This is a genomic window from Corynebacterium gerontici, assembly GCF_003813985.1.
GTDB lineage: Bacteria > Actinomycetota > Actinomycetes > Mycobacteriales > Mycobacteriaceae > Corynebacterium > Corynebacterium gerontici.
In genome coordinates, this window is the sequence record NZ_CP033897.1 from 559,880 (window position 1) to 586,507 (window position 26,628).

Below are 26,628 nucleotides of genomic sequence, written 5' to 3' on the forward strand. Positions count from 1 at the left end.
GTTACGGTTGTGTGAACGGTTTGTTGCCTCACTATGAGGCACGAGAACGATTGAGGTTTACATGACAACGCAGAGTCGAAGCGACATCGCAGGCTCTACTGACGCCGTAATTCTGGTGGGTGGCAAGGGCACCCGCTTGCGTCCCCTGACGGTGAATACGCCGAAGCCGATGCTGCCGACCGCAGGCGTGCCTTTTCTCAAGCACCTGCTGGCGCGTATTCAGGCTGCGGGTATCCAGCACGTTGTGCTTGGTACTTCCTTCAAGGCTGAGGTATTCGAGGAATACTTCGGCAATGGTGAGGACATGGGGCTCGAGATTGAGTACGTCGTGGAAGATCAGCCACTTGGCACTGGTGGTGGCATCCGTAATGTTGCTAGCAAGCTGCGTGCGGACACGGTGATGGTGTTTAACGGCGACGTGCTCGGCGGCGCAGAGCTAGGGCCGATCCTAGAGGCTCATCATCGTAACGACGCGGATGCGACCCTGCACCTGGTGCGCGTGCCTGACGCGCGTGCTTTTGGTTGCGTACCTACTGATGCCGATGGTCGCGTGTTGGAGTTTTTGGAAAAGACTGAAGATCCGCCGACCGACCAGATCAACGCGGGCTGTTACGTCTTCCGCCGTTCTGTGATTGAAGAAATTCCAGCGCGCCGCGTGGTGAGTGTGGAGCGCGAGACCTTCCCCAAGCTCTTGGAGGAAGGCCGTAGGGTGTTTGGACACGTGGACAACGCCTACTGGCGGGACATGGGTACGCCTGGTGATTTCGTTCGCGGTTCTTCTGACCTGGTTCGCGGCATCGCGCCTTCGCCACTGCTTGAAGGGAAGACGGGCGAGGCGCTTGTCGACGAATCCGCCGGGGTTCGTGATGGGGCGCTTCTGCTGGGAGGCACTGTGATTGGCCGTGGCACCGAAATCGGCGCTGGCTGCAGGCTCGATGATGTTGTGGTGTTCGATGGGGTGACCATTGAGCCTGGTGCAGTAATCGAGGATTCCATCATCGCTGCGGGTGCCCGAATCGGCGCAAACGCTCGTATCCGTGGGGCTGTCATTGGTGAAGGTGCAGTGATTGGCGCTCGTTGTGAGCTCCTCGACGGCGCTCGCGTATGGCCGGGAGTGGAAATTCCGGACTCGGGTATCCGTTTTTCTTCCGACGCTTAAATGGCCCTTGTGAGTCCTGATCGGTGACGCCACTAGATATAGTGCCCCCGAGTATTACCCCCTGGCAGTGCAATCTGTGACTGGTGTGACGATTGTGGTTAACTGCCAGGGGAATTGCTTTTTGGCCAAAAAAAGTTCCGCTGAAAAGTTGACGATATCTTGTGTCGGCGTGTTGAATCGCAGGTGTGTAATTCATCGTAGAAACGATGTGAGTTGTAGAAAAGCCTGGAGCAACCAGAGGAAGGTGGCGTGGATACCATGGCTGATAACGCCGCACCTCGCTCTCGAACGGCAGTGGATCTCACGCTCGACGAACTCTTCGGCGCAGTCGAGCAGGAATGGCAGGAGCAAGCGCTGTGCGCGCAAACTGATCCTGAGGCATTCTTCCCTGAAAAGGGTGGCTCTACCCGCGAGGCAAAGCGCATCTGCAACGCTTGCAGTGTGCGTGATGAATGCCTTGAGTTCGCACTAGAACACGATGAGCGCTTTGGCATCTGGGGTGGCCTCTCCGAACGCGAGCGCCGCCGCTTGAAAAATCAGATTGCTTAACAAAATCCCCAGCCCCGTCCACGGGCTGGGGATTTAATCTATGAAGTCGGGGTCAATATCCGTCGGCGCCATGTTCAGATACGTCGCCACCAGTGACACCAGCACCGTCTTTAATAGCTCTGCCCGCTCTTGCGCATCGGCCGAGCGTTGCTCGATCGGCATACGGAATATGACAATTCTCGCCCGGGTGGGATTGCCACGTTGATCAATGCCCGCAGGGATAACGCGCCCGAGGGGAACGGCGCCATCCGCTGTGATTTCATCCGGCATCAATGCTGGATCAGCATGAAAACGCATACGGGGAATTGTGTCGATCGCTATATCGAGCTGGCTCAATTCGTCACGGAAACGGCGATGAAGGGGCTCGTAGGCTTGGAGGACGGCGGCGTCGAAAAGCTGGCTGTGAGAACGGAATCGGGGAACCGCCCGGGGGAAAAGCGGGCCACGCAGCCCTCGGCCGTGGCGATCAGTACGGGTGCGCGTCATGAGGAAAAATCCTAATCTGCGTTCGGTGTTGAGAGGTGTTGGCTCGCCGCTCGGGTGTGGTGCGCTTCAAAAACCTCAAGTGGAGGTCTAGACTCTGTGGACGTGAATCACTATCGACGATGCTCTCGCCCCGGATGCGGCAAACCAGCCGTAGCAACGTTGACCTACGCCTATGCGCAGTCCACCGCCGTGGTAGGTCCCCTGGCCACCAGCAGTGACCCGCATAGCTGGGACCTTTGTGAACACCACGCATCCAAGATCACGGCGCCGCTGGGCTGGGAATTGCTGCGCGTTGATGCCCTGGAAGAAGACGACGAAGACCTCACGGCTCTCGCTGAGGCAGTGCGTCAAGCGGGGCGGTCGAGCATTGAGCAGCCAACGTTGGGGCAAAGCGAACACGTCGGCCAAAACCACCCTGTGCATAAAGCACGGAGAAAGGCGACGCGACGCGCACACCTCCAGGTGGTTCACGACGCTGATAAGCAGCAATAATCGTCTGTAGCTACAGCCTCACACCTGCGGGGGAGTAGGGTATTTCGGGTAACTTCAGGCAAGCGCTCACCTGGCGCGCGCCGATGAGAGTCCGAAAGGAAACCCATGCGTTCTCGAGAAGCAGTGAGCAACGTTATTAAGGCATACGACGTCCGTGGCGTCGTCGGTGAGGATATCGACGCGGATTTCATCCGTGACGTCGGTGCCGCCTTCGGACGACTCATGCGCAATGAAAGTGCCGAGCAGGTCGTGATCGGGCATGACATGCGCCCCTCCTCACCCGAGCTGGCACGGGCATTCGCCGAAGGCGTGACAAGCCAGGGCGTCAACGCCGTCATGATCGGCCTGAGTTCAACAGACCAGCTGTACTTCGCATCCGGCGAGCTGGATTGCCCCGGTGCCATGTTCACCGCCTCCCACAACCCTGCTGAATACAACGGCATCAAGCTCTGCCGCTCAGGTGCGCGTCCCGTGGGCCAAGCAACCGGGCTCGCAGACATCATCGACATGTTGGTTGAGGGAGTACCTGCCTACGAAGGGGAAGCGGGCGCCATCAGTGAAAGAGCAACCCTCGAAGCTTACGGGCAGTACCTGCGCAATCTGGTTGATCTGAGCAGTATCCGCCACCTCAAAGTTGCCGTGGATGCCGCCAACGGCATGGCAGGTTACACGGTGCCGGAAGTGTTCAAAGGGCTGAACCTCGACATTGAAGACCTCTACTTCGAACTCGATGGCACCTTCCCCAACCACGAGGCCAACCCTCTCGATCCCAAGAACCTGGTGGATCTCCAAGCCTTCACCCCAGAGGTGGGCGCAGACATCGGCTTGGCCTTCGACGGTGATGCAGACCGTTGCTTCGTGGTAGACGAACTCGGCCAACCCGTGAGCCCGTCAGCTATCTGTGCGATCGTTGCGCAGCGTTATCTTGAGCGCAAGCCTGGCTCTACGATCATCCACAACTTGATCACCTCCAAAACCGTGCCGGATATCATTCGTGAACACGGTGGCACCCCGGTGCGCACCCGAGTTGGGCACTCCTTTATCAAGGCTCAAATGGCGGAGCACGGTGCGGTATTCGGTGGTGAGCACTCAGCTCACTACTATTTCCAGGAGTTCTTCAACGCCGATTCCGGCATCCTCGCGGCCATGCACGTGCTTGCCGCGCTGGGCGGCCAGGACAAGCCTCTGTCTGAACTCATGGCGGAATACACCCGTTACGCAGCCTCCGGTGAAATTAACTCCAAGCTCGATTCCGCCGAGGCGCAAGCAGAACGCGCCCAAGCGGTGCTTGACGCTTTTGCCGATCGTGCTGAAAGCGTCGATGAGCTCGACGGTTTTACCGTGGAGCTGAAGGGCACTCCAGCATGGTTCAACGTGCGCGCATCGAACACCGAGCCGCTCCTGCGCCTCAATGTTGAGGCTCCCACCCAAGACGAAGTGGATGCTCTGGTGAGCGAGATCCTCGCGATCATCCGCGCCTAAGCGAGACAATATGGCAGTAAGTATCGATCACGCTCAAGCGTATTTTGATATCGCGCACGAAGGCGCACAAATTCGTGCTGTTGCCGATGCGCTGCCCTGGGATCAGCTTCCGATTGAACGCCCTCGAAGCATTGTGGTGCTCGCGGGCGATGAGCTCTGCCTGCATGCGGCTCGGGCTGCGGTGAACATCAGCGCCCCTTGGTCAGCACCTGTCACTATTTGCCGCGAGCTGCCGAGCTACGTAGGACCCCTCGATGTTGTGATTCTGTTGAGCGAACGCGGATCGCACGACGCTCTCGCGCAGGCGGCTAGCGTGTGCCACGCTCGATCGGTGCTCAGCATCGCTGCAGTGGGCGAGGGGCCCCTGGTGCGTGACTTGCCGGCGAGTACCCACATCATTCCGATGCTGCCAATGCACGAGGGGCCTTCGCCCCTACGCGCGGTAGCTACCGTGCTCGCTGTGTTGTTTCGTGGTGCCAGGACTGCCGAATCCGTGCCCAAGCGGCTGCTTTCGCTGGCGGATCGGGTAGACGAGGAGCTCATCCGCTGCGCTCCCGATCACGAGGAACTCAATCCCGCCAAAGACATTGCCCAGCGATCAGGCACCCCGCTGCATGTAGCTGCGGATGCGGAATCGAAGGATCTGGTAGCGCTGGTGGCTTACCTTTGGACACAAGCGGGCAGGGCCAGCGCCCATCTCGATGCAGCGTTGCTCGGGCTATTCCAGCAACGGCAGCCTCCGGTTGATCCTTTTTACGATCCAATTGAGCAAGGTCCCGCACCTATTCCGGCGGCCGTGATTCGTTGGAGTGTGGGGGAGTTGGCTCACGCCGAGGGTGATTACGCCACGGCTTTGTGCGCCCTCATCGCGCGAGGCTTCGCGGCTACGATGTACACAATGACTTAAGTGTCGAGCACTTAAATTTTTTAAAAGATTTTGGAAAGGTTGTTCAAGTCCATGCAGAAGCTGATTCCGAGTGCCCAAGCATATTCTTGGGGCTCAAGGACGCTCATCCAGCAGCTTCGTGGTGAGCAACCATCTAACACCCCGCTTGCTGAGCTCTGGTATGGGGCGCATCCAGCAGCGCCGTCGAGCGTCGATGGTGAAGCCCTCACGGAGGTGATCGCCAAGAACCCAGTGCGTGAACTCGGGGGAAGCGTTGTGGAGCAATATTCGGAGCGCCTTCCGTTCCTGCTCAAACTTCTCGCCGCAGAACAGCCACTATCACTGCAAGCGCATCCGTCGTTGGAGCAAGCGCGGGAAGGCTTCGCGCGCGAGAACGACGAGGGAATCGCCCTCGATGCGCGAGAACGTAATTATCGCGATGATAATCACAAGCCTGAGCTGATGGTCGCGATAACCGAGTTTCATGCGATGGCCGGTTTTCGCCCTCTTGAGCGCACCCGCGCCTTATTCCGGGCCCTCGACTGCCCAGAGCTTGAGCACTACGCGAATCTGATTCCGGAGCATCTAGAGGGCACAAAGGGCGCGGAGGAGGGGGATCTTCGCGCGCTCTTTACTACTTGGATCACAATCCCAAGCACAGCTCGCACCACCTTGATTGAGGCAGTAGTGGCTGCTGCAAAGCGCGTCCAAGAAAGCGTGGAGCCTTGGATGCAGCAGGTGCTGCGCCAGGTGATCGATCTCCAGGATCGTCACCCCGGTGACATTGGAGTACTTGGTGCACTGTTGCTGAATCACATTGCGCTGCAGCCAGGAGAAGCGATTTACCTCGATGCTGGCAATCTCCACGCGTACGTGTCGGGGCTTGGCGTGGAAATCATGGCGAACTCGGACAATGTCCTGCGCGGTGGTCTCACCCCGAAGTATGTGGATATACCGGAACTGGTTCATGTGTTGCGCTTTTCAACGCTCGAGGATCCCGTGGTGCAGCCACAGAACGGTGTGTATCAAGTACCCGCCCGCGAGTTCTCTCTCCGTACCCTTGATGTGCAGGGCGAAGTGCGCGTAGAACATGCGGGACCAGCGATTGTGCTGTGTACCGAGGGATCGATACATGCCGGTGTAGAAACGCTGAACCCGACCGAAGCGCTGTGGATTTCTGCGGATGACCCGGCGATTGAGGTTCACGGTGAGGGCAAGCTCTTCATCGCTTCGGTCGGCGCGGTTTAGCCCGTCAGACCCATTGCCTGAGCCCAGGAATTCCAGGAGTCCAAAATCCCTTCGGGCGGTGTCGAGGGTTTTTCGGTCAGATCCAACTCCACGCTCGGTGCTTCTGAGATCAGCGGTACCTCAGACTCAGGGACGGGGGCGCTGGGGGTGGTTGTTTCAGTCGTTGTGGGCGTGGTGGTGCTCTCCGGAGCCACTGGCTCCTCCGGGATGAAAGCATTCGGAGGCAGAAGTGGGTCGTCCTGACGCATCACTCCCGCCGAGTGATCCGTGATCACTGGTTCCACGTCGGCAGAGCTCACCACGGTTGGCGTAGCTCGTGTGCTCGATGTACTTGGCACTGTTTTGCTTGTCGACGAAGCGGTCGAGATTCCCGCCGTGGCCTTGGGTTTCGAGCTGCTCCACGCGGGGTCGAGTTTCCACACCCCAACGCCAACCCCCGCCGCCAACAAGGCACCCGCGCCGAACGCGCCAATCACGGTGCGCGTGGTGTGCTTCATGGTGGTGCCACTTTTCGTATAAAGGTTTGATAACGATTTGATCACAGAGGTTATCACGGTTCGGAGTACCTGCAAAGCGATCATTTCTGCATGCGAGCAGCGCAATGCAGTATGAATGGAAGGTAGTGGCGCGCTGAGGCGTCGAAAAGTTGGAAAAGGTGATGAATGTGAGCGGATGGGAAGACGCAATCTTCGGAATCGATAACAATATTGATCTGCTCGACGAGCTGGCAGATCTTGATGCAAGCAGCATCGTTGCAGAGGTCAGCGATTTGGTCACTATCGCGACAAAACAAGGCGCCGAAGGTGATGAGCAGGACAACGCCCTGCTGGCCGCCACCTTGCTTGCAATTTGGGCCGGTGCTCCTTTTAGCGACAGTGAACTGGCTCAGGACTATCCATTTATTCTGAGCCTGCGCGGCAAAGGTGATGAAGACACTCGCGAGGCTGCCGCTGCGCTGCTTGAAGCCGTTGAAAGCGACGAAGACCTCGACCCCTACATTGAAGCTCTAAGCTAGTAGCTGTTTGCAACACTCCCTCAGGAATACGAGTAAGGAATTTCACGCGCCCATGACTGACTACCGCATCCGCGATATCAACCTGGCAGAGGCAGGACGCCACCAAATCCGACTAGCCGAGCACGAGATGCCAGGGTTGATGGAACTGCGCAAGATGTACGCCCAGGAACAACCCCTCAAGGGCGCGCGAATCGCTGGCTCCATTCACATGACCGTGCAGACTGCGGTGCTCATTGAGACCCTGGTGGCGCTCGGTGCTGAGGTTCGCTGGACGTCCTGCAACATCTTTTCTACCCAAGACGAAGCCGCTGCTGCCGTGGTGGTGGGCAAAGGTACCCCGGAGAATCCCCAGGGCGTGCCGGTGTTCGCATGGAAGGGAGAAACCCTGGAGGAGTACTGGGATTGTGTCAACGAGATTTTCTCTTGGGGTGATCAACTGCCCAACATGATCCTCGATGACGGGGGCGATGCCACCATGGCCGTGATTAAAGGCCGCGAATTTGAGCAGGCAGGCGTGGTGCCGCCAGATGATGAGCACGATTCAGATGAGGCAAAAGCGTTCAAAGCAATGCTTCGCCGCGTGCTTGAAGCTGAGCCCGGCAAGTGGGGCAAGATCGCGGAGTCCGTCAAGGGCGTGACCGAGGAAACCACCACCGGCGTGCACCGCCTCTACCACTTCGCTGAAGCTGGCGAACTGCCTTTCCCCGCGATGAACGTCAATGACGCGGTGACAAAGTCCAAGTTCGACAACAAGTATGGCACCCGCCACTCGCTTCTCGACGGCATCAACCGCGCCACTGATGCCCTCATGGGCGGCAAGAGCGTGCTCATTTGTGGCTACGGAGACGTCGGTAAGGGCTGCGCCGAAGCCATGGACGGCCAAGGCGCACGCGTGAAAGTGACCGAGGCTGATCCGATTAACGCGCTGCAGGCACTGATGGACGGTTTCCCCGTGGTGCACGTGAATGACGCCATCGCGGACGCTGACATTGTCATTACCGCCACCGGTAACCGTGACATCATCTCCTTCGAGCAAATGCTGAAGATGAAAGATCACGCGATCCTGGGCAACATTGGGCACTTCGACAATGAGATCGACATGGCTTCACTCATGCACCGCGATGATGTACAGCGTGTGACCATCAAGCCGCAGGTAGACGAATTCACGTTGCCGAATGGACGAAGCATCATCGTCTTGTCAGAAGGGCGCCTGCTGAACTTGGGCAACGCCACCGGGCATCCAAGCTTCGTCATGTCCACCTCATTCGCTGACCAGACCTTGGCCCAAATCGAGCTTTTCAATAACGACGGCACTTACACCAACGAGGTGTACCGCCTGCCCAAGGTGCTCGATGAGCTGGTGGCGCGCATCCACGTTGAAGCGCTCGGCGGTACCATCACCGAGCTAAGCAAGGAACAAGCGGAATACATTGGCGTGGATGTTGCAGGCCCCTACAAGCCGGAGCACTACCGCTACTAATGATCGTCGCGATTGAAGGCATCGACGGCGCGGGGAAGAATACTCTTGTCCGCGCCCTGCAACAGGAAATCCGCGCCGACTACCTGGCGTTTCCTCGCTACGAAGATTCAGTTCACGCCAAGCTAGCCCAAGAAGCCTTGTACGGGCGCATGGGGGATCTGAGCGAATCCATTTACGGCATGGCCACACTGTTCGCGCTGGATCGACGCGGGGCAGCGGAACGCTTGCGTGCGGCTTCTGTCAGCGAAGAGGTGCTCTTATTGGATCGGTATGTTGCCTCCAATGCCGCCTATTCCTCAGCGAGGGCGCATGACGAAGCCCTTGCCGGTTGGGTGGCGGATTTGGAGTTTGAGCAATTCGCGCTGCCACGGCCGACGTTGCAAGTGTTGCTGGATACCGACGTGGAACTAGCGGCCCAGCGCGCTGCACACCGGGAGACGCAGGAAGCACACCGCACCCGTGATCAATACGAGTCAGACGCCGGGTTGCAAGCTAGAACTGCTGCGGCATACCGGGAGCTCGCGAAACAACAGTGGGCATCACCTTGGGTAGTTGTTTCGACCGATGCAGATGTTCGTACCGTGGCAGCCGACATTGTGCGCCGCCTACGCACGCTCGCCGAGTGCCAGAATTGACGGTATTGGACCTGGAACTTGGCGGTGAGGTCCGCGAGCATAGGGATCGTCGTCGCGAGAAAAATCTTGTGCCCAGACTGTTTCTTCTTCGCCCCCTCGCGGTAGGCTGAAGAAGATTTGAGCAACGCAGTAGTCAAGAAAGGGTGGCCTTTATCGCCATGCCGCACAAAATTCTCGTGGTAGACGACGATCCTGGCATCTCCGAGATGCTCACCTTGGTCCTTGAAGCCGAGGGGTATCAAACCGTCACAGTGTCCGATGGAGCCGAGGCAGTGCCGGTATTCCAGCGGGAGCAACCCGACCTTGTGCTTCTAGATTTGATGCTGCCAGGCATGAACGGCATTGACATTTGCCGCCTGATCCGCCGCGAATCTTCCGTGCCTATTGTCATGCTCACAGCGAAAACCGACACGGTTGATGTGGTGCTCGGTTTGGAATCGGGTGCGGACGACTATATCTCCAAGCCCTTCAAGCATAAAGAACTCATTGCTCGCATGCGCGCACGCCTGCGCCGAAGCGAAGATGAACACCACGACGTGCTGGAGGCCGGGGACTTGCGCATCGACGTGCCGGGCCACGAAGTTACCCGCAACGGTGAGGAAATTCAGCTCACTCCTTTGGAGTTCCAACTCCTGGTGGAATTGGCTTCGAAGCCCGGCCAGGTGTTTAGCCGCGAAGAATTGCTGCAAAAGGTGTGGGGCTATCGAAACCCCGCCGATACCCGCTTGGTCAATGTGCACGTGCAGCGCCTGCGCTCAAAGATCGAACGCGATCCGGATAATCCGCAGATCGTGCTGACTATTCGTGGAGTTGGCTACAAGATTGGCTAAACGTAGCTTGGGACTCGGCCGCAAATATCATCGTTTGCGGTTTTTGCTCATTGAGCGCTGGCAAACAAGTGTCCAGTACAGGGTGCTTGGAACCATCATTGTTGCATCGGCGATCGTGCTGCTGGTGCTGGCAATGTTTGTGACCAACTTTCTGGTTGGTCGTTTTATGGCGGCAAAGGAAGAGATTGCTAGCCAAGAGATTGAACGCGCGCGCGTCGCTGTTGAAGAACAGATTGCTGCGACGGGTGCATCCAGCCCGCTTGATGTTCGTTTGAAAACAGCCAGGGCCGCGATTGTCAGTAGAGCTGCAGAGGATCAAGAACAAGCGGTATACGAGCCGGTCATTCTGGTAACAGAACCCGATGGCAGCGTGATTACGGCACCCGAGAATTATCGAATTCCGGATCGCTTGAGGGACTTCGTTTCGCAGGGGCAGGTGGCTTCGCAATTTGCCACGATCCAGCGCGCAGACGGGTCGAGCTATAAGGCGCTGATGATCGGGACACCCACCGACGCAGAAGTTCCCGGTTTGCAGGTGTACCTGGTGATGTCAATGGAAAGCGATGAGGCGACGCTGGCCATGCTTCGGGGTGCTTTCGCTGGTGCTGCAATTTTGCTCATCGTGCTATTCGTCATCATTGTTTGGGTGGCGATGAACCAGCTCATCGTTCCGGTGCGTTCCGCCAGTCGCATTGCGGCGCGCTTCGCCGACGGCCATTTGCGTGAGCGCATGGTGGTTGAGGGCCGTGATGAGATTGCGCGCTTGGCCATCAGCTTTAATTCCATGGCCGATTCGCTGTCGAAAAAGATCCAGCAGTTGGAGGAGTACGGCAATTTCCAACGGCAATTTACTTCGGACGTGTCTCATGAGCTTCGCACTCCGCTCACGACCGTGCGCTTGGCCGCCGATATGATCAACGCGGACAATGAAGACTTCGCTCCGCACACTAAGCGTGCCTCGCAGTTGCTGGTCCAGCAGTTGGATCTCTTTGAAGATCTGCTGAACGATTTGCTGGAAATTTCGCGTTACGATGCCGGGGCTACCGAGCTTTCGGCAACTCAGATGGACGTTCGCGATAGTATCCATGCGGCTTGGGATCAGGTGCGAGCGCTGGCGAAGGAACTGGATGTGAAGGTGACTTTCGTTCCCGAGGATGAACCCCTGCCAATGGTGGGCGATGCTCGTCGTATTGAGCGCATATTGCGGAACCTTTTTGCCAACGCCGTGGATCACTCGGAAGGCAATCCTGTTGAAATCCGTGCTGCGATGAGCGCCGATGCGGTGGCAGTCACGGTGACGGACCACGGTGTGGGGCTGAAGCCGGAGCAAGAGGAATTGGTGTTCGAACGCTTCTGGCGTGCAGATCCTTCCCGCGAGCGCCATTCGGGCGGCACCGGTTTGGGTCTTGCTATCGCCCAGGAGGATGCGCATCTGCACGGCGGAGAAATTCAGGCGAAAGGCAATCTGGGCGTGGGGTCTACTTTCCGCGTGGTGCTGCCTCGTACCCCGGGTGCCAAAATTGAAGAGATTCCGCTGCCGCTTGCTGCCCCGGAGTCCAAGATCGATGGAGGTCAGGAATGACCAAGGTGCAAAAACTTCTGCTTAGTGGGTTGTGCGTGCTCACGTTGACGTCCTGCATTTCGGTACCGGGGGAGAGCGATCCTCAGGCCATTCGCAGTTTTGAAGGAGAGCAGCCGAGCATCTTGCAGGAACCGAAGGAGGATCAGGACCCAGACCTGTTGCTTCGCGATTTTTATACAGCAAATGCACTTCCTGATCAGCAGTATCAACCTGCGCGCAACTACTTGGCCAAAGAGAAGGCCGAGTCCTGGTCTCCCCGTCCAGAGATTTTGGTGCTAGATAGAATCGACGTGAATTCCGCAACCCTGGGTGAAGATGAGCCCGGCCGTGGCTATGAGGTTAGTGGCACGCTCGTCGGTGAGGTGAGCAAGTCTGGGGCGTATCAGCCACGCCAGGAGCCCTACAAGGCGAAAGTGCGCATGGTGTCGGTGGACGGGCAGTGGCGCATCGCCGATTTGCCGGACCAAATTGTGGTGGAGCGAAATGAGTTCCGCAATCACTACAGCATGCGCAACGTGTACTTTTTTGATCCTACGGGCAGCCGCTTGGTGGCCGATCAGCGCTGGATCTATAACCGTGCGGGTTCATTAGATTCGGCTCTGCTTTCTTTGCTTATCGACGGCCCCTCGCAGTGGTTAGCTCCTGGTGTCATGGACGAGCTGCCTCAACAGGCCACCTTCGCCGGCCGTCAAGAGGGTGTCTACGCTTTCACAGGCTTAACAAATCTCGATTCCGATGCGATGAAGCGCTTAGCGGCTTGCATCGTGTGGACCTTGGGAATGGCAGACATCGGCGGGCCATACCACTTGAGTTTTGACGGCAACCCGGTGCGCGCTCGCGAAACCGAGGACATGGACCTCACCGTGGACAATTTCGCCGAATACAACCCTCAAGCCACCGGCAATAGTTTCGATACCTCCTACGCTCTGGTTGGCGGGCAGCTCGTCAATATCTCCGATAATAAAGTGGTTCCCGTTCCACGGCCTATCGGCCAGTTGGTCAATGTTGAGTCCCTGAGCATCTCCGCTAAAACTGATGCGGTTGCTGCGGTGCGTAGCAGTGGTGAAGGTGAGCAGCGGGAGTCGGAACTGCTGATCGGTTCCATGAACACCGAAATGCAAAGCAAAATTAAGTCTAAGACGTTAAGTAAACCCACCTTTGAGCCCACGGCGTCATCGCTGTGGACGGTAGTGGACGGAAAAAAGATAGCCCGAATCTCACGCTCGAATGACAGTGGTGAAATCGTTCAAACAGAAGTTGATACCACGTCTCTGGGTGACCATGGAGACATTTCCATGCTGCAGCTATCGCATGCGGGGTCACGAGCGGCGTTGGTGATGGACGGCAAGGTCTACATCGGTGTGGTCTCTCGGCCCAATGTTGGCGAGCGAGAACTGGCCAACGTTATTGAGTTGATGCCCTCGCTTGAAGACGCCGTCATTTCCATTGACTGGCAATCCGACGGCACGTTGCTGGTGGGCACGTCGAATCCTGAAGCTCCGGTGTGGGTAGTGGCGCCCGACGGTTCCTCGGCGACTCCGTTACCGGGCGCGAACCTAGATGCCCCTGTGGTTTCGGTGACGTCGAATAGCACCACCATCTTTGCTACAGATGCCCGCGCCACAATGGAAATTCGAAGAGATCTTCAGGAAGCCACCTTCTGGCGTGAGGTTCCGGGCCTCGAGGGTGTTCGCGCACCCGTGGTGGTGCCCAACTAGAACATAGGAAATGCTGGGGAGCTTGTGATGAAACTGCAAAGTATTGCCCAAGGTTTCATTGAACTGATACTTCCCATCGAATGCGGCGGTTGCGGAGAGGCCGGCTCACGCCTGTGCCGAAAGTGCCGGCAGGTCTGGGAGGCACCGCCGCAAAGAGTGAGCACCCGCATTCAGCAGCACATCCCGGTGTATTCCCTGGGGGCGTATGGGGGAGCACGGGCCAAGACGATCCTCTCCATGAAAGAGCGGGGGCGTTTGGATCTTACTCAGCACGTGGGTGCTGTCTTGCGGGCGGCGATTGTGAACATGCAGTTCCACGGACACGTACCTGAAGCAATCGCGCTGGTGCCAGCGCCAACAACTAGGCGCAACGAACGCCTCCGTGGCGGTGATCCCGTGCACCTTGCGTGCGAGGCCAGCGGAATTCCTAGTGCACAGATTCTTCGAACGAGTGCCGCCGCGCGTGATTCGGCGGATTTGAGCGCGGCGGAGCGGAAAATGAATATTTCTGGTTCCATCGAATTGCTCGGGATGATCGATGGGCCAATCGTGCTTGTCGACGACGTCATCACCACAGGAGCTACACTTGCCGCCTCGGTTGCGGTATTGCAGAGCGCAGGAATGAATGTGGTCGCTGCGCTGGGCTTTTCTCATGCTTAGGCTCAAGGGGTGTGCGGTTGCCGTTGTGCATAGCCAAGATCGGGATTGGTTATCAGTGTTATGGCAACGCTCATAGCGAACAGAATTCTATGGCGAGGCAGACCATCACGCGGGTATTCTCAGAGGGGAAAGTTCACCCCGTCTCCGGGGAGGCTGCACGAGTGTTCCCGGGGCGGACGAGAGAGGGAGGTACGTGATTATGACCACGCCTGATGGCTCCAACGAAGTGTTGAGCCCGGACGTCAAGGTGTCAATCACCGGCCGCAACGTCGAGGTTCCGGAGCATTTCGCGGAACGAGTCAATAGCAAGCTGGCAAAGATCGCCCGCCTGGATCCAACCTTGACGTTCTTCCACGTCGAGCTCCAGCACGAGCCGAACCCGCGTCGTTCCGACAGCTCGGATCGCATCCAGATTACCGCCACCGGCAAGGGACACATCGCGCGCTCTGAGGCGAAGGAAGACAGCTTCTACGCCGCGCTGGAAACCGCGCTGTCTCGTATGGAGCGTTCGCTGCGTAAGGTCAAGGCTCGTCGCTCCATCTCCCTTTCCGGCCACCGCGCTCCGAAGAGCACCGGTGAGGCAGCCGCGGAGTTGGTGCGTGAGGCCGAGCAGGCTCGCGCCAAGGATCAATACGATGAAGATCCCTATGCTGATTCCGTCGAAGATGTGTTGCCCGGTCAGATCGTGCGCACCAAGGAACACTCCGCCACCCCGATGAGCGTGGATGATGCGCTATCTGAGATGGAGCTCGTGGGTCACGACTTCTACCTCTTTGTGAATGAAGAGACTGGTCAGCCTTCGGTGGTGTACCGTCGTCACGCCTATGACTATGGCTTGATCTCTTTGAGCGACGACAAGGCATAAGGTCATCTGACGCTTGCTTTGAAGCCACACCCGGATTACTTTTCTGAGTCAAAAGATGCTCAGAGGTATCCGGGTGTTCGTGCTTTTCACAGACCCAAAACGTACAATACCTACGTTGATCGCAATTACCTTGCAAAAGATAGCCAATAGTTAAAGGAACTGTGCACGTGCTTGGACTTTCTAAAATGCTTCGCGTCGGTGAAGGGCGTGCGGTAAAGCGCCTGAAAAAGATCGCCGAAAGCGTGCTCGAGCTCGACGAAGAGTATTCGGCTTTGAGCGATGAGGAACTCAAGGCCAAAACTCCTGAGTTCCAGCGCCGCATTCAAGAAGGCGAATCCCTGGATGATTTGCTGCTTGAAGCCTTCGCCACTGCCCGCGAAGCCTCCTACCGCGTGCTTGGCCAGAAGCACTATTTGGTGCAGGTGATGGGTGGTGCCGCCTTGCACTTTGGCAACGTAGCCGAGATGCGCACCGGTGAGGGCAAGACCTTGACCTGTGTGCTGCCCGCCTACCTCAATGCCCTAGAGGGCAAGGGCGTGCACGTGGTGACGGTGAATGATTACCTCGCCAAGCGTGACGCAGAGTGGATGGGTCGTGTGCACCGTTGGCTCGGCCTGGAGGTGGGTGTCATTTTGTCTGAGATGCGCCCGGAGGAACGTCGACAAGCGTATAACGCCGATATCACCTACGGCACCAACAACGAGCTGGGCTTCGACTACCTGCGCGATAACATGGTCCGCTCGCTGGACGATCTGGTGCAGCGCGGTCACCACTACGCCATCGTGGATGAGGTCGACTCGATCCTGATCGACGAGGCACGTACCCCGCTGATTATCTCCGGCCCGGTGGACGGCTCCTCGCAGTGGTACTCGGTATTTGCGCAGCTTGCTCCGCTGATGAAGAAGGACATTCACTATGAAGTGGATGAGCGCAAGCGCACCATTGGCATTAAAGAAGAAGGCGTTGGTTTTGTAGAAGACCAGCTTGGCATCGATAACCTTTACGCCCCCGAGCACTCCCAATTGGTGAGCTATCTGAATAACTCTTTGAAGGCCAAGGAGTTGTTCACCCGCGATAAGGATTACATCGTGCGCAAGGGCGAGGTGCTCATCGTGGATGACTTCACCGGCCGTGTGCTGGCTGGGCGTCGCTATAACGAGGGCATGCACCAGGCGATTGAGGCCAAAGAGTCGGTGGAGATCAAAAACGAAAACCAGACTCTGGCCACGATCACCCTGCAGAACTACTTCCGCCTCTACGACAAGCTCGCCGGCATGACCGGTACCGCTGAGACTGAGGCAAGCGAGCTGCACCAGATTTACAAACTCAATGTCATCGCCATTCCCACCAACCGTCCGAATCAGCGCGAGGACATGACTGACCTGGTGTACAAGACCCAGGAGGCCAAGTTTGAGGCCGTGGTGGACGATATTGCCGAGCGTGTGGCCAAAGGCCAGCCGGTGCTGGTGGGCACCACCTCCGTGGAGCGTTCCGAGTACCTGTCCAAGCTGCTGCAGCAGCGTGGCATCAAGCACAATGTGCTGAACGCAAAGTTCCACGAACAAGAAGCACAGATTGTTGCCCAAGCCGGTCTGCCTGGGGCCGTCACGGTGGCAACCAACATGGCCGGCCGTGGTACCGACATCGTGTTGGGTGGCAACCCGGATATCCTCGCGGACCTCAACTTGCGCGAGCGTGGGCTCGATCCTGTGGAGACCCCTGAGGAATACGAGGCGGCGTGGGATGAAGAGCTCGCCAGGGTGAAAGCCCGCGGTGAGAAACTTGCCGACGAAGTCCGTGCCGCAGGTGGCCTCTACGTGCTTGGTACTGAGCGTCACGAATCCCGACGCATCGATAATCAGTTGCGCGGTCGTGCCGCCCGTCAGGGCGACCCGGGAACTACCCGCTTTTACCTCTCTATGCGCGATGACCTCATGGTTCGATTTGTTGGTCAGACCATGGAAAACATGATGAACCGCCTCAACGTGCCAGACAATGTGCCGATTGAGGCCAAGATGGTTACCAACTCCATCAAGGGTGCGCAGACTCAGGTGGAGAACCAGAACTTTGAGATGCGTAAGAACGTGCTCAAGTACGACGAGGTGATGAATGAGCAGCGCAAGGTCATCTACCGTGAGCGCCGCGAGATCCTCGAATCCGCCGATATCGCCGATAACGTCCAGCACATGATCGACGACACGATCAATGCCTACGTGGACGGTGCCACCGCCAACGGCTATGTGGAGGACTGGGATCTCGATTCACTGTGGCATGCGCTCGACTCCCTCTACGGGCCAAGCAAGCGCCCGGAGGAGCTGGTCAACGGCAGCGAGTACGGGGCAGCAGGGGAGCTTTCCGCTGAAGATTTGCGCGAGGCTTTGCTTGACGACGCCCACGCGCAATACAAAGAGCTGGAAACAGTGGTGAGCTCTGTTGGTGGAGACTCGCAGATGCGAAACCTGGAACGCATGGTGATTCTGCCGGTGATCGACCAGAAATGGCGCGAGCACCTCTACGAGATGGACTACCTCAAAGAAGGCATCGGCCTGCGCGCTATGGCGCAGCGCGACCCGCTGGTGGAATACCAGAAGGAGGGTGGCGATATGTTCAATGCCATGAAGGACGGCATCAAGGAAGAAACTGTGCGCCAGTTGTTCATGGTGCGGAAGCAGTTTGAACAGCAGGCACAGCCCACCTCGGCTGAATAGCAGTTCCTAGAGCACCCTCAGGCTTCGCATCCGAAGGCTGAGGGTGCTGTTGTGTGAAGGCTCGAATTGTGCCAAATATCCGAAGCTCTTGTCTGGGGTGGAGACGCTGCCGACGGCGTCGATAAGCTGGCCTTTCGGGCGAAGATGTAGAGACTCGAGCTGGGGGCGGCCGGAAAACTTGTTACCGCCCAAGATTCGGGCGTTGATGTGGCGGCGTACCTGATCGCTGAAGTGACGATCTTTGAGTGAGGCCACCGGTTTGAAGCCTGCTGAGACGGCCATGGCGGTAAGGAGGAGCCTTGTGGCGTCGCGGCGGACGTGGGGTGGCACGGTGATTTCCAGGCGCGCAATTGGCTCGGGGGCGTCAGGTTGCCAGGATTGCAGAATGTTTCTTCCAGGGATCGCTACCAGCATGTGATCAAAACCTCGTTTGGGCAGGGTACATGAGCTTCGGCAACGAATCCGATATCCGGCGCGTGGGCGGGCGCTAGATCTTGGTGATGTGTGCAAGAATAACCACAAAACTTCTGACTATCTATTCCAAGGTGTGATGACATTCGATGCGAGGACTCATCGTTGATTATGTTGGTGTGCTCGATGGCTCGGACGAGTCACAGCGCCGCTGGCAACAACTGCTCAGTGCGTTGAAAGACGCCGGCATTGGCATCGCTATTTTGTCCAATGACCCCGGCGGACCCGGTGCAGCGCCCATCCGGTCGTTTAAGGATCAGGGGCTTGTCGACGCCGTCGTGCTCTCAGGTGAGATCGGTGTGGAAAAGCCGGCGCAGGGCGCATTCGAATTTGCTGCCTCCGCCATCGAGCTGCCGATGCGTGACTGCGTGATGGTGGATGATTCCATCTTGAACGTCCGAGCAGCCGTGGAAAACGGTTTGGTGGGCGTGTATTACCAGCAGTTTGACCGCGCTGTGGTGGAAATCGCTGGGCTGTTTGGCATCCAGGGAGAGTTCTAGTGCGGGTTTACCTTCCAGCGACGTTCTCGATGTTGAAAGCGCTTGCAGTCGATGGCGAGATGCCAGTGCGTTCTGGCTATGGTTTCGCTGTTACTCCTGCTCTGCGTGAGTTTTATACAGCGGGTGATGAAGAAGAGATTGCTCATTCTGCTTTCGAGGACGCCGCGCTGGCTTCGATTCGCCTGCTGGCGATTGGCGAGGAGCAATTTCCGCACCGTCGCGTGGTGGTGTCCGTAGACGTGGATGACGCTGTCGTGGATCTGCAGCCGGAGATGGGGGAGTCTGTGCTGAAACTCGATCCGGCGCTGATTCGTTTCGATCAGGTGGCCGCGATTCATGTCGATACCGAGGCGAACGAGGAATACACCGCCAAGGCCATCGAGGTGATCGATGAGGCTGATCTGGGTCAGGAAGATGCTGAGCTGTGCGTGGGGGACGCTCTGGATCAGTTCATGGCCTGGTATGACCCCAGTGAACTCTCAGCCTTGGTGGAATTGCTCTAAAAGTCATTGACATCTTTGTTACGCGAGCGTAAGTTACGGGCAAGTAATAATTTCGCTTGCAAAGCAAAGGTGTTGATCGAGTGTCTGCAGCACACACCCCAGACAAACTCAAAAGGGTACGCGGCCTACTCAAGCGCTTTACCACCCCTTTGCTGCCGGATGACTATTCGGCAGTCCTGAACCCACTGTGGTCCACACGCGAGCTGCGGGGCAGCATCTCCGAAGTCCGGCGCCACGGCGACGTGGTACTCATCGACATCACACCGGGCTGGGGAGTACCCACCGACTTCCGCCCCGGACAGTACCTGGGCATCGGTGTCGAGATTGACGGGCGATTCGTGTGGAGAAGCTACTCACTCACCAACGCCCCAACCTCCGAGCGCGGACGCTTTTCCATCGCAGTGAAGGCTGTGGAGAAAGGCAAGCTCTCCAATCACCTCGTTGGCAATGCGGCTGCTGGCACCCCAATCCGCATCGCGGCCCCCGCGGGCGACTTTCACCTCAGCGATCCGGTACCGCCGCGCTTGGCATTCATCACCGCCGGAACTGGTATCACCCCCGTAATCGGCATGTTGCGCGGCATGAAGGAACGCGGTGACTTCCAGCGCAGCGACGTTGTCCTGCACCATTCAGTACGCACGCTCGACGATCACGTCTTCGCAGAGGTGCTCGACGCGTTCTCCGAAGATCTACGCATTATCCTGCGCCAAACCGGCACCGAAGGCAGGGCCAGTACCGAAGATATTGAGGCACTCGTCCCCGATCTTGCCCAGCGTGCGGTGTACGCCTGCGGCCCTGCCTCCATGCTTGAGCAGTGGCAGCAGTGGGCCGGTGAGAACGTGGAGTTGCACACTGAAGCTTTTTCGCTCGACCGCAGCAGCGATGCGGAGGGCGGGCGCATTGAGTTTTCCACCGGTCAAAGCATCGAGGTTGATGGCGGCACCACCATTCTCGAGGCAGGGGAGAAGGCCGGTGCACCCATGCCATTTGGGTGCCGAATGGGAATCTGCCACACCTGCGTGCGCCAGCTCGGCGCCGGGGAGGTCGTGGACTTGGCCACCGGAGAAACGCATGAATCCGGCGAAAGAATCCGCACCTGCGTGTCCGTACCCAAGGGCGACATCCACATCGAGTCCTAAATACCCACCGAATTTTCACCCCAAGGAGCCCCACCGTGGCAATTGACAATATTCAAGCATATTCCCACCTCAGCGACGAAGACATTCAGGAAATTGGGCGCAGGCTCGACGCGATCAAGTCCGAAGTGATGGAGGATCTGGGCGAAAAAGACGCAAACTACATTCGCAACCTCATTCGCTTTCAGCGCACCCTCGAAGTTGCGGGCAGAGGCGTGCTGCTTTTTAGTGGCAAGAAACCGGCCTGGCTTGCTGGAACAGCGCTGCTGTCACTGTCAAAGATCCTGGAGAACCTAGAGATCGGCCACAATGTTCTGCATGGTCAATGGGATTGGATGAACGATCCAGTGATTCACTCCACCACCTGGGAGTGGGATCTGGTGTGCCCCTCCTCGCAGTGGATGCACTCGCACAATTACATTCACCACACCTACACCAACGTCCTGGGCATGGATCATGATGTGGGATACGGCATCCTGCGCGTGACTCGCGATCGCACCTGGACTCCCTTGCATGCCTTCCAGCCTGCGGTGAACACGGTGCTCGCCAGCCTGTTTCAGTGGGCAGTGGGATACTATGACGTAGAGTTGGGCAAATTCTTTGCCGGCCGGAAGTCCTGGGAGGAAACACAAGAGAAGTTCTGGGAAACCACCAAGAAAGCCGGCCGTCAAACTGGTAGGGATTACCTGCTGTTCCCCGCGCTTTCGGGCCCCAATTTCCTGCATACGCTCAGCGCCAACGCCACCGCGAACTTTGTGCGTTCCCTCTGGGCCTATGCCGTAATTTTCTGTGGACACTTCCCAGACGAAGCGGAAACGTTCACCAAAGAGCAATTCAAGAACGAAGATCATAACCAGTGGTACCTGCGCCAAATGCTGGGCTCTGCAAACTTCTCTGGCGGCAAGATCCTCACCGTGCTTTCCGGCAATCTCAATTACCAGATTGAGCACCACCTTTTCCCCGACATGCCCTCGAATCGCCTCGCCGAGGTCGGGCGCAAGGTGCAGGCGTTGTGTACTGAGTTCGACTTGCCCTACAACGTTGACAGCTTCCCGCGGCAGTTGGCGAAAGTGCAACGCACCTTGCTTAAGCTCACCCTGCCAAATAAGTATCTCCGCTCTAGCCCTGACAACGCCCCCGAGGTGCGCTCCAATCGCGCATTTGAACCTATCGAGCATCAACTGTGGATTGGCGCCAAGCACGGTGTGCGCAAAGGCTTACGCACAGGGCTCAAGCTGCTGAAGGAACTACGCAGGCACCACTAGTAGGTGTCATTGGAGCGCAGTGCTTCTAGTAACTTTCGAACCGCCTGGACCCGGCGCCCCGTGGGGGAGTCGGGTTCAAACGCGTCGAGGGCGCATTGCGGATCGGCGGGAGGCCCGATGTGGGTGCAGCCACGAGGGCACCCTTCGACGGCTTCGCGCAGGTCGTCGAAAACCTCTACGACAGTATCGGCGTCAACATGGGCAAGACCGAAGGAGCGGATGCCGGGGGTATCGACAATCCAACCGCCTTGCTCCAACTCCAGCGCGACTGCCTGGGTGGAGGTGTGACGGCCCTTGCCAACACCGGACACTTCTCCCGTTTCGCGTTGTGCATCGGGGATCAGGCGATTCACAAGCGTGGATTTGCCCACGCCAGAATGTCCGATCAGCGCGGTGATGCTGCCGCGGGTCCGTTCCAGGACTGGTTCGAGTGGATCGTCGACGCCGCAGAGCAATACCGGCACGTTGAGCGCTTCGAATTCCGCAGCGAAGGCAGAAGGATCCGCAAGATCCGATTTCGTTAATCCGATAATCGGCTGCAGGTTCCCCACGAACGCTGCCACGAGCGCGCGCTCAATGAAGCCCGCGCGCGGCTCTGGGTCTGCCACGGCTGAAATGATGAGCAGTTGTTGCGCATTGGCCACCACGATGCGCTCATACGGATCCGTGTCATCGGCGGTGCGTCTGAGTACGGATGTGCGCTCGGCGAGTTTTACAATTCGCGCCAGCGATCCGGGACGCCCCGAAGTATCGCCCACGATACCTACGCGATCACCCACTTCAACGGGGGTGCGGCCCATTTCCCGCGCTCTCATACACACCACCGGCTGATGCTGGCCGTCGAGTACTACGCCCCAACGGCCGCGATCTTTGGTCACCACCATGCCGAACTCTGCGTCTTTGTGTTGCGGACGATCTTTAGTGCGCGGCCTGGACCCCTTGCCGGGACGTACCCTGACGTCACTTTCATCCCATCGGCGTGCCACTTAGCGCTCACCACCGCTGATCATGTCTTGCCACATGGCATCAAAATTCGGAAGCGTTTTGGAGGTCGTCTCAATATTTTCCACCTCAACGTCGGGCACGCGCAGCCCGATGATGGCACCAGCGGTGGCCATGCGGTGGTCTGCGTATGAGTGCCAGGTGCCGCCGTGAAGTGGCGCGGGGGAGATGAGCAGGGCGTCGGCAAGCTCTTCGCACTGGCCTCCGAGTCGCTGAATTTCAGTGGCAAGGGCAGCGAGGCGGTCGGTTTCGTGGCCTCGAAGGTGTGCGATGTTGTGCAGGCGGCTTGGAGTGTGTGCCAAGGCGGCGAGGGCTGCGACGGTGGGGGTGAGCTCGCCGATGTCACCCATGTCCCAATCCACGCCTTGCAATTGTCCGTTTTCGGGGCCACGCACCGTCACGGCATCGTCGTCTCTTCCTACTTCGCAGCCCATGGATTCTAAGATGGGAAGGATCTGGTTTCCGGGCTGGGTGGTGTTGGCTGGCCAGCGGGGGATGCGGACTTCGCCGCCGCACACCGCAGCCGCCGCCATAAAGGGCGTGGCATTAGAGAGATCGGGTTCGATGTCCCAATCTATAGCGTGAATTGGGCCGGGCTCCACTACCCACTCATGTTCCGATGGCTGAGCGACCGCCACACCGGCGGTGCGCAGCATATCTAGGGTCATATCGATGTGTGGCGTACTCGGCAGGGTGGCACCGGTGTGGCGAATGTGGATGCCTTCAGAAAAACGCGCGGCGGAGAGCAACAGGCCCGAGACGAATTGCGAGGAGGCCGAGGCATCAATCTCAACCTTGCCGCCACGCGGAGCCCCCGCACCGCGCACACGGAAGGGGAGTCGATCGCCTTCGACGTCCACGCCCAAGGCACGCAGAGCGTCCAGCATGGTGTTCATCGGGCGGGCATGTGCTTGCTCGTCGCCGTCGAAAAGCACCTCGCCCTGAGCCAGCGCTGCCACGGGCGGAACGAAGCGCATCACAGTCCCAGCCAGGCCACAATCCACTGCCGCGGCGCGAAAAGGTGCTGGCTCCACACGAATGTGATCACCGAGCGTGATGCTGGTGCCCATCGAAGATAAAGCCGCTGCCATGAGGTCAGAATCGCGACTGCGCAAAGCACCACGGATCGTCGACGGCCCATCGGCCAAGGCGGCAAGCACGAGTGCCCGGTTGGTGATCGACTTTGATCCTGGCACTTCTACTGTGGCGTGTATGGGCTTTTCGACGTTCGGTGCGCTCCAAAACTTCGGCATTGTTCCATAATAAAGGCTATGTGTGGACGCTTTGTACTCTTCACCACCGAGGACGCCCTGATTGAGGCCACCCTAGATACCACCGACTTTGCCAAGGTGCAGGCTCCGGCGGGGCTGCCGCGCGCCCGATATAACATTGCGCCCACCACCCCCATTCCGATACTCCGGGCGATCGACGCCACCGAAGCCAGCATTGCACCCGCACGGTGGGGGCTGTTTCCACACTGGAAGCGCGATGATTCCGGTCCGCCACTGTTCAATGCTCGTGCGGAAACCGTGTCCGAAAAGCCCAGTTTCCGCAGCGCCTTCAAGACGCAGCGCTGCGCTATCCCCATGGATGGGTACTACGAGTGGCATCAGAAGCAACCGCAGTGGATTCGCACTGGATCGCTGATCTGGGTAGCTGGATTGTGGGATACCGGCCTTGACATGCTCAGTGCCACCATGATCACCACCGGTGCGCAAGCCCCGCTGGATCAAGTCCATCACCGGATGCCGCGCTTTCTGCAAAGCGAAGAAATCTCTCAGTGGCTGATGGGGACGGCGGAGGAAGCCGCCGAGTTGCTCGCACCGGGAAGCACGGAAGGATTCCAAATCACACCGGCTGATCCGGCCGTCGGTAATGTCCGCAATGACTACCCAGAGCTGATTTCCTCAGCCTCGCTGTTCTAAGCCTGGATATCAGCAACGCGGGCGTCCAGCAGCGCCTGAAGATCAGTGGGAGAAAGCGCGATGTCGAGCCCCCGACGCCCACCTGAGACAAAAATCTGCTGATGTTCAAAAGCGCTGGCGTCAATGACCGTGTTGAGCTTACGCTTCTGCCCTAGAGGGGAAATGCCTCCAGGAACATAACCGGTACTCACGCTCGCGTGATGCGGATCGGCCATCTCAGCCTTCTTTGCACCCAGTGCCTTCGCTGCGGCCTTGAGATTGAGCTTCGCAGAAACCGGAACACAAGCCACGGCAAGTTGTGAACCCTGCCGCGTGGCAAGTTGCATGACCAGGGTTTTGAATACTTGCTCCGAGGGCACCTGAAGCGCCTCTGCTGCGTGTTTTCCGAAGTGGTCTTCTCCCGGCTCAAACGTATGTACACGGAAATTGACCCCGACGTCCTTCAAAGCCTGAATCGCCGGTGTGGGAGCTGCCTGCTGTTTGGTCATAGGTTTAGCTAAGCACCTACACTTGGGGCAACGCGAACACGTAAGGGAGAACTGTGGCGGAACACGGCAATGAGCTCCAGCAGCGCTTTGAAGCAGAAGCGCTGCCACTGCTTGACCAACTCTATGGTGGTGCGCTTCGCATGACCCGGAATCCGGCCGATGCGGAGGACTTGGTGCAAGAGACGTACATTAAGGCGTTCCAGGCTTTTGACAGTTTCAAGCCTGGCACCAACCTCAAGGCGTGGCTGTACCGCATCATGACGAACACTTACATCAACTCCTACCGCAAGAAGCAGCGGCAGCCTGTGCAATCTTCCACCGACGATATGAGCGATCATCAAATCTTCGCCACGTCCTCCCATGACTCCACTGGCCTTGAATCAGCAGAGCTCGCGGCGTTGAAGAATCTTCCGAATAAGCAAATCGCCGAGGCGATGAATGACCTTTCGGAGGAATATCGGATGGTGGTGTATTACGCAGACGTGGAAGGGCTGGCGTATAAGGAAATCGCCGAAATCATGGGTACACCACTGGGAACCGTCATGAGCCGATTGCACCGGGGAAGAAAACAACTGCGTGAAGCGTTGAAGGACGTAGCCGCAGAACACGGCATTGGAATGACCGGCGCGCAGGAAAAGGGAGCGAAGTAAATGGACGGCATGCACAAAGACTGCAATTGCGCAGACATTCACGCCTCAATGTTCGCGCTGGTAGATAACGAACTCGATGAGGTGGATTGCCAGCGCCTCCGGATGCACCTGGAGCGATGCCCGCGCTGCGCCGAGCGTGTGGCCGCTGAAACGGAGCTCAGGGCACTGTTGCGTCGGTGCTGCTGTGGGCCGGCACCTCAGCATCTGCGCCAGAAGATCACCTACTCCATTCGAGTGGAGCGCCGTAACTTTTAGCGTACGAGACAGCGCAATGCCCCCGGTGAGAGTTCATCTCGAGTGATGACTCGCCGGGGGCATATGCCGCGCTTATCGCTGTCAGGCGGTGCCTAAGCGTTTGGGCGCTTTCCGTGGTTAGCGCCCTTCTTGCGACGATCCTTGCGCTTGCGTCCACGCTTGCTCATGGTGCACATCCTTTGCGTTGTCCTGCGGTAAAAAGTAACAGCTCCCCAGTCTAGCGCTTGTTGTAGTCGGTGCAGAAATTGCAAAATCCACTGCTACTTGAAGCAAGGCGGTGGATGGATGTGATGCAGAGAGCCTAAGCGCTCACACGAGCGCGTCGCCCGCGGTTCTTGCGGCGCTTGAGTGCGCGGCGCTCATCTTCGCTCATCCCGCCCCACACGCCAGCATCTTGGCCCGTTTCCAGAGCCCATGCCAGGCACTGTGAGGTGACGGGGCAGCGGTTGCAAACAACCTTTGCGGCAGCAACCTGTGCGAGTGCGGGACCGGAATTGCCTACGGGGAAGAAGAGCTCTGGGTCTTCGTCGCGGCAAACGGCTTCGTGGCGCCAATCCATGTGAATTTCTCCTTGGGTGATAGCAGTGTTGTGCACTCTAGGTGGGCTCCGGGTGTGGAGCGGCGCTTCTGGCACCTGC

30 protein-coding genes are annotated in these 26,628 nt (G+C 58.1%); 22 read left to right on the forward strand and 8 right to left on the reverse strand.

What is annotated here, in order from left to right:
• Positions 1-61: 61 nt before the first annotated feature.
• Positions 62-1,159 carry a mannose-1-phosphate guanylyltransferase gene (gene manB, locus CGERO_RS02625; RefSeq protein WP_123933341.1) on the forward strand — a complete coding sequence of 366 codons (1,098 nt, stop codon included), beginning with the start codon at positions 62-64 and terminating at the stop codon, positions 1,157-1,159.
• A 258-nt stretch (positions 1,160-1,417) separates the two neighbouring features.
• Positions 1,418-1,708 (forward strand): WhiB family transcriptional regulator, encoded by a 291-nt coding sequence (locus tag CGERO_RS02630; protein ID WP_123933342.1) that lies wholly within the window; start codon positions 1,418-1,420, stop codon positions 1,706-1,708.
• 33 nt (positions 1,709-1,741) lie between these two features.
• Here CGERO_RS02630 and CGERO_RS02635 read toward each other — a convergent pair whose 3' ends face one another.
• The gene (locus CGERO_RS02635; protein ID WP_123933343.1) at positions 1,742-2,194 is read right to left on the reverse strand and encodes a metallopeptidase family protein; all 453 of its coding nucleotides are present in this window, start codon (positions 2,192-2,194) and stop codon (positions 1,742-1,744) included.
• Between the two features lie 102 nt (positions 2,195-2,296).
• On the opposite strand from CGERO_RS02635, the gene CGERO_RS02640 reads away from it, so the two are divergent.
• From CGERO_RS02640 to manA, 4 genes are all read left to right on the forward strand, one after another.
• A complete protein-coding gene (locus CGERO_RS02640) occupies positions 2,297-2,686 on the forward strand; it encodes a DUF3499 domain-containing protein (RefSeq protein ID WP_164470243.1) in 390 nt (129 codons plus the stop codon).
• Between the two features lie 105 nt (positions 2,687-2,791).
• Positions 2,792-4,168, forward strand: coding sequence for a phosphomannomutase/phosphoglucomutase (locus tag CGERO_RS02645; protein ID WP_123933345.1), 1,377 nt, complete (start codon positions 2,792-2,794; stop codon positions 4,166-4,168).
• A gap of 10 nt (positions 4,169-4,178) precedes the next feature.
• Positions 4,179-5,075 (forward strand): hypothetical protein, encoded by an 897-nt coding sequence (locus CGERO_RS02650; protein ID WP_123933346.1) that lies wholly within the window; start codon positions 4,179-4,181, stop codon positions 5,073-5,075.
• Between the two features lie 51 nt (positions 5,076-5,126).
• Positions 5,127-6,302, forward strand: a complete 1,176-nt coding sequence (gene manA / locus CGERO_RS02655; RefSeq protein ID WP_123933347.1) for a mannose-6-phosphate isomerase, class I — start codon at positions 5,127-5,129, stop codon at positions 6,300-6,302.
• On the opposite strand, the gene CGERO_RS02660 is transcribed toward manA, so the two are convergent.
• On the reverse strand, positions 6,299-6,799 hold the full coding sequence (locus CGERO_RS02660; protein WP_123933348.1) for a hypothetical protein: 501 nt from the start codon (positions 6,797-6,799) through the stop codon (positions 6,299-6,301). The genes manA and CGERO_RS02660 overlap by 4 nt on opposite strands.
• Positions 6,800-6,960: 161 nt before the next feature.
• On the opposite strand from CGERO_RS02660, the gene CGERO_RS02665 reads away from it, so the two are divergent.
• The 9 genes from CGERO_RS02665 to secA all read left to right on the forward strand — a co-directional run bounded on the left by CGERO_RS02665 (position 6,961) and on the right by secA (position 17,795).
• Positions 6,961-7,317, forward strand: a complete 357-nt coding sequence (locus tag CGERO_RS02665; RefSeq protein ID WP_425455491.1) for a DUF4259 domain-containing protein — start codon at positions 6,961-6,963, stop codon at positions 7,315-7,317.
• A gap of 52 nt (positions 7,318-7,369) precedes the next feature.
• Positions 7,370-8,797 (forward strand): adenosylhomocysteinase, encoded by a 1,428-nt coding sequence (gene ahcY / locus CGERO_RS02670; RefSeq protein WP_123933350.1) that lies wholly within the window; start codon positions 7,370-7,372, stop codon positions 8,795-8,797.
• Positions 8,797-9,432, forward strand: a complete 636-nt coding sequence (locus CGERO_RS02675) for a dTMP kinase (RefSeq protein WP_123933351.1) — start codon at positions 8,797-8,799, stop codon at positions 9,430-9,432. The genes ahcY and CGERO_RS02675 overlap by 1 nt, the downstream gene beginning before the upstream one ends.
• A 158-nt stretch (positions 9,433-9,590) precedes the next feature.
• Positions 9,591-10,262 carry an MtrAB system response regulator MtrA gene (gene mtrA / locus CGERO_RS02680; RefSeq protein ID WP_123933352.1) on the forward strand — a complete coding sequence of 224 codons (672 nt, stop codon included), beginning with the start codon at positions 9,591-9,593 and terminating at the stop codon, positions 10,260-10,262.
• A gap of 34 nt (positions 10,263-10,296) precedes the next feature.
• The gene (gene mtrB / locus CGERO_RS02685; protein WP_245998895.1) at positions 10,297-11,844 is read left to right on the forward strand and encodes an MtrAB system histidine kinase MtrB; all 1,548 of its coding nucleotides are present in this window, start codon (positions 10,297-10,299) and stop codon (positions 11,842-11,844) included.
• Positions 11,841-13,562, forward strand: a complete 1,722-nt coding sequence (gene lpqB / locus CGERO_RS02690) for an MtrAB system accessory lipoprotein LpqB (RefSeq protein ID WP_123933353.1) — start codon at positions 11,841-11,843, stop codon at positions 13,560-13,562. Before mtrB ends, lpqB begins: the two co-directional genes overlap by 4 nt.
• A gap of 156 nt (positions 13,563-13,718) precedes the next feature.
• Positions 13,719-14,222, forward strand: coding sequence for a ComF family protein (locus tag CGERO_RS02695; protein WP_123933354.1), 504 nt, complete (start codon positions 13,719-13,721; stop codon positions 14,220-14,222).
• Positions 14,223-14,421: 199 nt separating this feature from the next.
• A complete protein-coding gene (gene hpf, locus CGERO_RS02700; protein ID WP_123933355.1) occupies positions 14,422-15,087 on the forward strand; it encodes a ribosome hibernation-promoting factor, HPF/YfiA family in 666 nt (221 codons plus the stop codon).
• 167 nt (positions 15,088-15,254) lie between these two features.
• Positions 15,255-17,795 carry a preprotein translocase subunit SecA gene (gene secA / locus CGERO_RS02705; protein WP_123933356.1) on the forward strand — a complete coding sequence of 847 codons (2,541 nt, stop codon included), beginning with the start codon at positions 15,255-15,257 and terminating at the stop codon, positions 17,793-17,795.
• 6 nt (positions 17,796-17,801) lie between these two features.
• Here the strand turns inward: secA and CGERO_RS02710 are convergent, their stop codons facing one another.
• The gene (locus tag CGERO_RS02710; protein WP_123933357.1) at positions 17,802-18,209 is read right to left on the reverse strand and encodes a hypothetical protein; all 408 of its coding nucleotides are present in this window, start codon (positions 18,207-18,209) and stop codon (positions 17,802-17,804) included.
• A 146-nt stretch (positions 18,210-18,355) separates the two neighbouring features.
• Here CGERO_RS02710 and CGERO_RS02715 point away from each other — a divergent pair, with 146 nt between their 5' ends.
• The 4 genes from CGERO_RS02715 to CGERO_RS02730 all read left to right on the forward strand — a co-directional run bounded on the left by CGERO_RS02715 (position 18,356) and on the right by CGERO_RS02730 (position 21,670).
• Positions 18,356-18,766, forward strand: coding sequence for an HAD family hydrolase (locus CGERO_RS02715; RefSeq protein WP_123933358.1), 411 nt, complete (start codon positions 18,356-18,358; stop codon positions 18,764-18,766).
• On the forward strand, positions 18,766-19,269 hold the full coding sequence (locus CGERO_RS02720) for a DUF6912 family protein (RefSeq protein WP_123933359.1): 504 nt from the start codon (positions 18,766-18,768) through the stop codon (positions 19,267-19,269). Before CGERO_RS02715 ends, CGERO_RS02720 begins: the two co-directional genes overlap by 1 nt.
• 80 nt (positions 19,270-19,349) lie before the next feature.
• On the forward strand, positions 19,350-20,408 hold the full coding sequence (locus CGERO_RS02725) for a ferredoxin reductase (protein WP_123933360.1): 1,059 nt from the start codon (positions 19,350-19,352) through the stop codon (positions 20,406-20,408).
• A gap of 35 nt (positions 20,409-20,443) precedes the next feature.
• Complete coding sequence (locus tag CGERO_RS02730) at positions 20,444-21,670, forward strand: fatty acid desaturase family protein (RefSeq protein WP_123933361.1); 1,227 nt, start codon at positions 20,444-20,446, stop codon at positions 21,668-21,670.
• On the opposite strand, the gene rsgA is transcribed toward CGERO_RS02730, so the two are convergent.
• Positions 21,667-22,656: a ribosome small subunit-dependent GTPase A gene (gene rsgA, locus CGERO_RS02735; protein ID WP_123933362.1), complete on the reverse strand. Its 990-nt coding sequence runs from the start codon at positions 22,654-22,656 to the stop codon at positions 21,667-21,669. The genes CGERO_RS02730 and rsgA overlap by 4 nt on opposite strands.
• On the reverse strand, positions 22,657-23,925 hold the full coding sequence (gene aroA / locus CGERO_RS02740) for a 3-phosphoshikimate 1-carboxyvinyltransferase (protein ID WP_123933363.1): 1,269 nt from the start codon (positions 23,923-23,925) through the stop codon (positions 22,657-22,659).
• 18 nt (positions 23,926-23,943) lie between these two features.
• Here aroA and CGERO_RS02745 point away from each other — a divergent pair, with 18 nt between their 5' ends.
• On the forward strand, positions 23,944-24,597 hold the full coding sequence (locus CGERO_RS02745) for an SOS response-associated peptidase (protein ID WP_123933364.1): 654 nt from the start codon (positions 23,944-23,946) through the stop codon (positions 24,595-24,597).
• On the opposite strand, the gene ybaK is transcribed toward CGERO_RS02745, so the two are convergent.
• Positions 24,594-25,085, reverse strand: a complete 492-nt coding sequence (gene ybaK, locus CGERO_RS02750; RefSeq protein WP_123933365.1) for a Cys-tRNA(Pro) deacylase — start codon at positions 25,083-25,085, stop codon at positions 24,594-24,596. The two genes, CGERO_RS02745 and ybaK, sit on opposite strands and share 4 nt — an antisense overlap.
• Before the next feature lie 53 nt (positions 25,086-25,138).
• Between ybaK and CGERO_RS02755 the strand changes: the two genes are divergently transcribed.
• Both CGERO_RS02755 and rsrA read left to right on the forward strand, forming a co-directional pair.
• On the forward strand, positions 25,139-25,735 hold the full coding sequence (locus CGERO_RS02755) for a sigma-70 family RNA polymerase sigma factor (RefSeq protein WP_123933366.1): 597 nt from the start codon (positions 25,139-25,141) through the stop codon (positions 25,733-25,735).
• A complete protein-coding gene (rsrA, locus tag CGERO_RS02760; RefSeq protein WP_123933367.1) occupies positions 25,736-25,990 on the forward strand; it encodes a mycothiol system anti-sigma-R factor in 255 nt (84 codons plus the stop codon).
• A 92-nt stretch (positions 25,991-26,082) separates the two neighbouring features.
• Here the strand turns inward: rsrA and CGERO_RS10870 are convergent, their stop codons facing one another.
• Positions 26,083-26,157, reverse strand: coding sequence for a 50S ribosomal protein bL37 (locus CGERO_RS10870; protein WP_370513275.1), 75 nt, complete (start codon positions 26,155-26,157; stop codon positions 26,083-26,085).
• A 134-nt stretch (positions 26,158-26,291) separates the two neighbouring features.
• On the reverse strand, positions 26,292-26,549 hold the full coding sequence (locus CGERO_RS02765) for a WhiB family transcriptional regulator (protein WP_123933368.1): 258 nt from the start codon (positions 26,547-26,549) through the stop codon (positions 26,292-26,294).
• Positions 26,550-26,628: the final 79 nt, after the last annotated feature.

Bases quoted from the DNA above. Each gene is read 5' to 3' on its own strand.
- CGERO_RS02650 (WP_123933346.1), top strand. From the start codon at position 4,179: ATGGCAGTAAGTATCGATCACGCTCAAGCGTATTTTGATATCGCGCAC.
- manB (WP_123933341.1), top strand. From the start codon at position 62: ATGACAACGCAGAGTCGAAGCGACATCGCAGGCTCTACTGACGCCGTA.
- hpf (WP_123933355.1), top strand. From the start codon at position 14,422: ATGACCACGCCTGATGGCTCCAACGAAGTGTTGAGCCCGGACGTCAAG.
- CGERO_RS02635 (WP_123933343.1), bottom strand. From the start codon at position 2,194: ATGACGCGCACCCGTACTGATCGCCACGGCCGAGGGCTGCGTGGCCCG.
- CGERO_RS02630 (WP_123933342.1), top strand. From the start codon at position 1,418: ATGGCTGATAACGCCGCACCTCGCTCTCGAACGGCAGTGGATCTCACG.
- CGERO_RS02715 (WP_123933358.1), top strand. From the start codon at position 18,356: ATGCGAGGACTCATCGTTGATTATGTTGGTGTGCTCGATGGCTCGGAC.
- ybaK (WP_123933365.1), bottom strand. From the start codon at position 25,085: ATGACCAAACAGCAGGCAGCTCCCACACCGGCGATTCAGGCTTTGAAG.
- CGERO_RS02710 (WP_123933357.1), bottom strand. From the start codon at position 18,209: ATGCTGGTAGCGATCCCTGGAAGAAACATTCTGCAATCCTGGCAACCT.
- mtrA (WP_123933352.1), top strand. From the start codon at position 9,591: ATGCCGCACAAAATTCTCGTGGTAGACGACGATCCTGGCATCTCCGAG.
- CGERO_RS02765 (WP_123933368.1), bottom strand. From the start codon at position 26,549: ATGGATTGGCGCCACGAAGCCGTTTGCCGCGACGAAGACCCAGAGCTC.
- CGERO_RS02675 (WP_123933351.1), top strand. From the start codon at position 8,797: ATGATCGTCGCGATTGAAGGCATCGACGGCGCGGGGAAGAATACTCTT.
- aroA (WP_123933363.1), bottom strand. From the start codon at position 23,925: ATGCCGAAGTTTTGGAGCGCACCGAACGTCGAAAAGCCCATACACGCC.
- CGERO_RS02665 (WP_425455491.1), top strand. From the start codon at position 6,961: ATGAATGTGAGCGGATGGGAAGACGCAATCTTCGGAATCGATAACAAT.
- ahcY (WP_123933350.1), top strand. From the start codon at position 7,370: ATGACTGACTACCGCATCCGCGATATCAACCTGGCAGAGGCAGGACGC.
- CGERO_RS02645 (WP_123933345.1), top strand. From the start codon at position 2,792: ATGCGTTCTCGAGAAGCAGTGAGCAACGTTATTAAGGCATACGACGTC.
- CGERO_RS02745 (WP_123933364.1), top strand. From the start codon at position 23,944: ATGTGTGGACGCTTTGTACTCTTCACCACCGAGGACGCCCTGATTGAG.
- manA (WP_123933347.1), top strand. From the start codon at position 5,127: ATGCAGAAGCTGATTCCGAGTGCCCAAGCATATTCTTGGGGCTCAAGG.
- lpqB (WP_123933353.1), top strand. From the start codon at position 11,841: ATGACCAAGGTGCAAAAACTTCTGCTTAGTGGGTTGTGCGTGCTCACG.
- CGERO_RS02660 (WP_123933348.1), bottom strand. From the start codon at position 6,799: ATGAAGCACACCACGCGCACCGTGATTGGCGCGTTCGGCGCGGGTGCC.
- rsrA (WP_123933367.1), top strand. From the start codon at position 25,736: ATGGACGGCATGCACAAAGACTGCAATTGCGCAGACATTCACGCCTCA.